Origin of the sequence: Caldimonas tepidiphila (assembly GCF_003569765.1) — a bacterium.
GTDB classification, from domain to species: Bacteria; Pseudomonadota; Gammaproteobacteria; order Burkholderiales; family Burkholderiaceae_C; genus Caldimonas; species Caldimonas tepidiphila.
The window spans coordinates 1-5,752 of the sequence record NZ_QXMG01000125.1 but is presented as its reverse complement, the minus strand read 5'-3'; the positions used below and the strand labels follow the sequence as shown (position 1 = coordinate 5,752).

2 tRNA genes and 3 rRNA genes are annotated in these 5,752 nt (G+C 54.2%); all 5 read left to right on the top strand.

What is annotated here, in order from left to right:
* The first annotated feature begins 441 nt into the window (after positions 1-441).
* Positions 442-1,970 (top strand): 16S ribosomal RNA (locus tag D3A59_RS24530).
* 166 nt (positions 1,971-2,136) lie between these two features.
* Positions 2,137-2,213 (top strand) — tRNA-Ile (locus D3A59_RS24525).
* 15 nt (positions 2,214-2,228) lie between these two features.
* Positions 2,229-2,304: transfer RNA gene (locus D3A59_RS24520), tRNA-Ala, on the top strand.
* Between the two features lie 294 nt (positions 2,305-2,598).
* Positions 2,599-5,479: ribosomal RNA gene (locus D3A59_RS24515) — 23S ribosomal RNA — on the top strand.
* A 149-nt stretch (positions 5,480-5,628) separates the two neighbouring features.
* Positions 5,629-5,741, top strand: a 5S ribosomal RNA gene (gene rrf / locus D3A59_RS24510).
* The 16S, 23S and 5S rRNA genes sit together here with 2 tRNA genes alongside, the layout of an rRNA operon.
* Positions 5,742-5,752: the final 11 nt, after the last annotated feature.

Sequence of the window (5,752 nt, the reverse complement as noted above, 5' to 3'; positions counted from 1 at the left end):
TGCTGACGCGGCGGTCGCAGGGCTCCAAGGGGCAGGGCGGCTGGCCGGAAGATGCGGTGGCGGAGAAAAAAGATGAGGCCGAAGCTTGACAGGCCTTGTTGAGCGAGAGAGAATAACGCTCTTGCCCGCTGAGAAGCGGGGCGCTGGACGGGCTGCTGACGCAGCGAGTGTAGCGCAGGTTGTTCTCCCGGTCTGCAAAGACCGAGCGCTTGACAAAGAATTGAAAAGCGAGCGAGAATAGCGGTCTTCGCTGCTGATGAGCGGCGATTGTGAGCGAGTTGCCTGAGTGGCGGCGAGTGTAGCAAGGTTCTTTAAAAATTGACAGCCGATAAGCGTGGGCGTTTGAAGGCGGATGCGCCGAGTTCTTCGGGACTCACAAACGCTCCACGGACAGTAGAAGTGAAGTTCACTTCGATTCCGTTGAGTGAGTTTTAAGAGATCGAACTATAGAGTTTGATCCTGGCTCAGATTGAACGCTGGCGGCATGCCTTACACATGCAAGTCGAACGGTAACGCGGGGCAACCTGGCGACGAGTGGCGAACGGGTGAGTAATGCATCGGAACGTGCCCAGTAGTGGGGGATAGCCCGGCGAAAGCCGGATTAATACCGCATGAGACCTGAGGGTGAAAGCGGGGGACCGAAAGGCCTCGCGCTATTGGAGCGGCCGATGTCAGATTAGCTAGTTGGTGGGGTAAAGGCCTACCAAGGCGACGATCTGTAGCTGGTCTGAGAGGACGACCAGCCACACTGGGACTGAGACACGGCCCAGACTCCTACGGGAGGCAGCAGTGGGGAATTTTGGACAATGGGCGCAAGCCTGATCCAGCCATGCCGCGTGCAGGAAGAAGGCCTTCGGGTTGTAAACTGCTTTTGTTCGGGAAGAAATCCCTTGGGCTAATACCTCGGGGGGATGACGGTACCGGAAGAATAAGCACCGGCTAACTACGTGCCAGCAGCCGCGGTAATACGTAGGGTGCGAGCGTTAATCGGAATTACTGGGCGTAAAGCGTGCGCAGGCGGTTGTGCAAGACAGATGTGAAATCCCCGGGCTCAACCTGGGAACTGCATTTGTGACTGCACGGCTGGAGTGCGGCAGAGGGGGATGGAATTCCGCGTGTAGCAGTGAAATGCGTAGATATGCGGAGGAACACCGATGGCGAAGGCAATCCCCTGGGCCTGCACTGACGCTCATGCACGAAAGCGTGGGGAGCAAACAGGATTAGATACCCTGGTAGTCCACGCCCTAAACGATGTCAACTGGTTGTTGGACGGCTTGCTGTTCAGTAACGAAGCTAACGCGTGAAGTTGACCGCCTGGGGAGTACGGCCGCAAGGTTGAAACTCAAAGGAATTGACGGGGACCCGCACAAGCGGTGGATGATGTGGTTTAATTCGATGCAACGCGAAAAACCTTACCTACCCTTGACATGTCAGGAATCCCGAAGAGATTTGGGAGTGCTCGAAAGAGAACCTGAACACAGGTGCTGCATGGCCGTCGTCAGCTCGTGTCGTGAGATGTTGGGTTAAGTCCCGCAACGAGCGCAACCCTTGTCATTAGTTGCTACGAAAGGGCACTCTAATGAGACTGCCGGTGACAAACCGGAGGAAGGTGGGGATGACGTCAGGTCATCATGGCCCTTATGGGTAGGGCTACACACGTCATACAATGGCCGGTACAGAGGGCTGCCAACCCGCGAGGGGGAGCCAATCCCAGAAAACCGGTCGTAGTCCGGATCGCAGTCTGCAACTCGACTGCGTGAAGTCGGAATCGCTAGTAATCGCGGATCAGCATGTCGCGGTGAATACGTTCCCGGGTCTTGTACACACCGCCCGTCACACCATGGGAGCGGGTTCTGCCAGAAGTGGGTAGCCTAACCGAAAGGGGGGCGCTTACCACGGCAGGGTTCGTGACTGGGGTGAAGTCGTAACAAGGTAGCCGTATCGGAAGGTGCGGCTGGATCACCTCCTTTCTGGAAAACGATGGCAGAACGACCCATCAGTCGCAAGGCTGGTCGGGGAGGAAGAAGCCACACAGAAGTGCGCATTCAAGTTCAGCGCCCACACTTATCGGTTGTCAGTGAAACACAGCACAGTGTGTGAAGAGGCCGCGGGCTTGTCTTCACGAGCAAGACGTGAGGGCCTGTAGCTCAGTCGGTTAGAGCACCGTCTTGATAAGGCGGGGGTCGTTGGTTCGAATCCAACCAGGCCCACCACCGGGAATTCGAGATGGGGGATTAGCTCAGCTGGGAGAGCACCTGCTTTGCAAGCAGGGGGTCGTCGGTTCGATCCCGTCATCCTCCACCAAGAAAGTCACACACTGCAGTGTCGAATGCTCAAGCAAGCGTTCCGCGAGATTGAAGGATCGCGGAGAATTCTTGCTTGAGCAGTCGCGAAAACGGCTGTTGTTCTTTAAAAATTTGTAGAGTCGAATCAGCGTTGCCGGCGGAAAGTTGGCTGGGGGTAAAGGCCCAGACTGACACCGTGCCGCCGGCGACAATTGATTGCGTCACCAGACTTCAACCTCGAAAGAAATTTCGAAGGCGTGAAGAGACGGCACAACGCGAATACTCAAATCAGTCCTTGACATCAAAGTTATAGGGTCAAGTGACTAAGTGCATGTGGTGGATGCCTTGGCGATTACAGGCGACGAAGGACGTGATAGCCTGCGATAAGCTTCGGGGAGCTGGCAAATTAGCTTTGATCCGGAGATTTCCGAATGGGGAAACCCACCCTTAGGGGTATCGTTAGCTGAATACATAGGCTAACGAGGCGAACCGGGTGAACTGAAACATCTCAGTAGCTCGAGGAAAAGACATCAACCGAGATTCCGAAAGTAGTGGCGAGCGAAATCGGAGGAGCCTGCTAGTGATAGCACGGGACTTAGCAAAGCGGCATGGAAAGGCCGGCCATAGTGGGTGATAGCCCCGTATGCGAAAAGATCCGTGTGGTACTGAGCTAGCGACAAGTAGGGCGGGACACGTGTAATCCTGTCTGAACATGGGTGGACCATCATCCAAGGCTAAATACTCGTAATCGACCGATAGTGAACCAGTACCGTGAGGGAAAGGCGAAAAGAACCCCGGGAGGGGAGTGAAATAGATCCTGAAACCGCATGCATACAAAAAGTCGGAGCCTGAAAGGGTGACGGCGTACCTTTTGTATAATGGGTCAGCGACTTACATTCAGTGGCGAGCTTAACCGTATAGGGAAGGCGCAGGGAAACCGAGTCCGAACAGGGCGTATTTAGTCGCTGGGTGTAGACCCGAAACCAAGTGATCTATCCATGGCCAGGATGAAGGTACCGTAACAGGTGCTGGAGGTCCGAACCGACTAGTGTTGCAAAACTAGCGGATGAGCTGTGGATAGGGGTGAAAGGCTAAACAAACTTGGAAATAGCTGGTTCTCTCCGAAAACTATTTAGGTAGTGCCTCAAGTATTACCGTCGGGGGTAGAGCACTGTTATGGCTAGGGGGTCATGGCGACTTACCAAACCATTGCAAACTCCGAATACCGATGAGTACAGCTTGGGAGACAGAGCACCGGGTGCTAACGTCCGGACTCAAGAGGGAAACAACCCAGACCGCCAGCTAAGGTCCCTAAAATTGGCTAAGTGGGAAACGAAGTGGGAAGGCTAAAACAGTCAGGATGTTGGCTTAGAAGCAGCCATCATTTAAAGAAAGCGTAATAGCTCACTGATCGAGTCGTCCTGCGCGGAAGATGTAACGGGGCTAAGCCAGTTACCGAAGCTGCGGATGCACGAGCAATCGTGCGTGGTAGGAGAGCGTTCCGTAAGCCTGTGAAGGTGTCTCGAGAGGGATGCTGGAGGTATCGGAAGTGCGAATGCTGACATGAGTAGCGTTAAAGGGGGTGAAAAGCCCCCTCGCCGTAAGCGCAAGGTTTCCTACGCAACGTTCATCGGCGTAGGGTGAGTCGGCCCCTAAGGCGAGGCAGAGATGCGTAGCTGATGGGAAACAGGTCAATATTCCTGTACCGATGTGTAGTGCGATGTGGGGACGGAGAAGGTTAGCTCAGCCGGGTGTTGGATGTCCCGGTTCAAGCCTGTAGTCGTGGTCTCTAGGCAAATCCGGAGATCTTAGATGAGGGGTGATAACGAGGCGGCTTGCCGCCGAAGTGAGTGATACCCTGCTTCCAGGAAAAGCCACTAAGCTTCAGCTACACAACGACCGTACCGCAAACCGACACTGGTGCGCGTGATGAGTATTCTCAGGCGCTTGAGAGAACTCTGGAGAAGGAACTCGGCAAATTGACACCGTAACTTCGGAAGAAGGTGTGCCTTTAGTAGGTGAACCGATTTACTCGGGGAGCCCAATGAGGTTGCAAAGAATCGGTGGCTGCGACTGTTTAATAAAAACACAGCACTCTGCAAAGACGAAAGTCGACGTATAGGGTGTGACGCCTGCCCGGTGCTGGAAGATTAAATGATGGGGTGCAAGCTCTTGACTGAAGTCCCAGTAAACGGCGGCCGTAACTATAACGGTCCTAAGGTAGCGAAATTCCTTGTCGGGTAAGTTCCGACCTGCACGAATGGCGTAACGATGGCCACACTGTCTCCTCCAGAGACTCAGCGAAGTTGAAATGTTTGTGATGATGCAATCTCCCCGCGGAAAGACGGAAAGACCCCATGAACCTTTACTGTAGCTTTACATTGGATTTTGAACAGACCTGTGTAGGATAGGTGGGAGGCTTTGAAGCGGTGCCGCTAGGTGTCGTGGAGCCGTCCTTGAAATACCACCCTGGTGTGTTTGAGGTTCTAACCTTGGCCCGTGATCCGGGTTGGGGACAGTGTATGGTGGGCAGTTTGACTGGGGCGGTCTCCTCCCAAAGTGTAACGGAGGAGTTCGAAGGTACGCTAGGCACGGTCGGAAATCGTGCTGATAGTGCATTGGCAAAAGCGTGCTTAACTGCGAGACTGACAAGTCGAGCAGATACGAAAGTAGGACAAAGTGATCCGGTGGTTCTGTATGGAAGGGCCATCGCTCAACGGATAAAAGGTACTCTGGGGATAACAGGCTGATACCGCCCAAGAGTTCATATCGACGGCGGTGTTTGGCACCTCGATGTCGGCTCATCTCATCCTGGGGCTGTAGCCGGTCCCAAGGGTATGGCTGTTCGCCATTTAAAGAGGTACGTGAGCTGGGTTTAAAACGTCGTGAGACAGTTTGGTCCCTATCTTCCGTGGGCGCTGCAAGATTGAGAGAGCCTGCTCCTAGTACGAGAGGACCGGAGTGGACGCACCTCTGGTGTATCGGTTGTCACGCCAGTGGCATTGCCGAGTAGCTAAGTGCGGAAGAGATAACCGCTGAAAGCATCTAAGCGGGAAACTCGTCTCAAGATGAGTCTTGCCGGGGCCTCGAGCCCCCTGAAGGGTCGTCGAAGACCACGACGTTGATAGGCTGGGTGTGGAAGCGCAGTAATGCGTTAAGCTAACCAGTACTAATTGCCCGTGCGGCTTGACCCTATAACTTTGATGTTCTCGAACGATGAACATCGACGACTGATCCAAAGAATTCAGTTGTGCCAAGCTCTGGCAAACGCAATCAATACCCACTGATCCGACTCTACGAATTCGCCGTGCTGACACAAAAAGCAGCACGGCAGCCAGTTACGCCTGACGACCATAGCGAGGTGGTCCCACTCCTTCCCATCCCGAACAGGACAGTGAAACGCCTCAGCGCCGATGATAGTGCGCATTCGCGTGTGAAAGTAGGTCATCGTCAGGCTATTACACCCA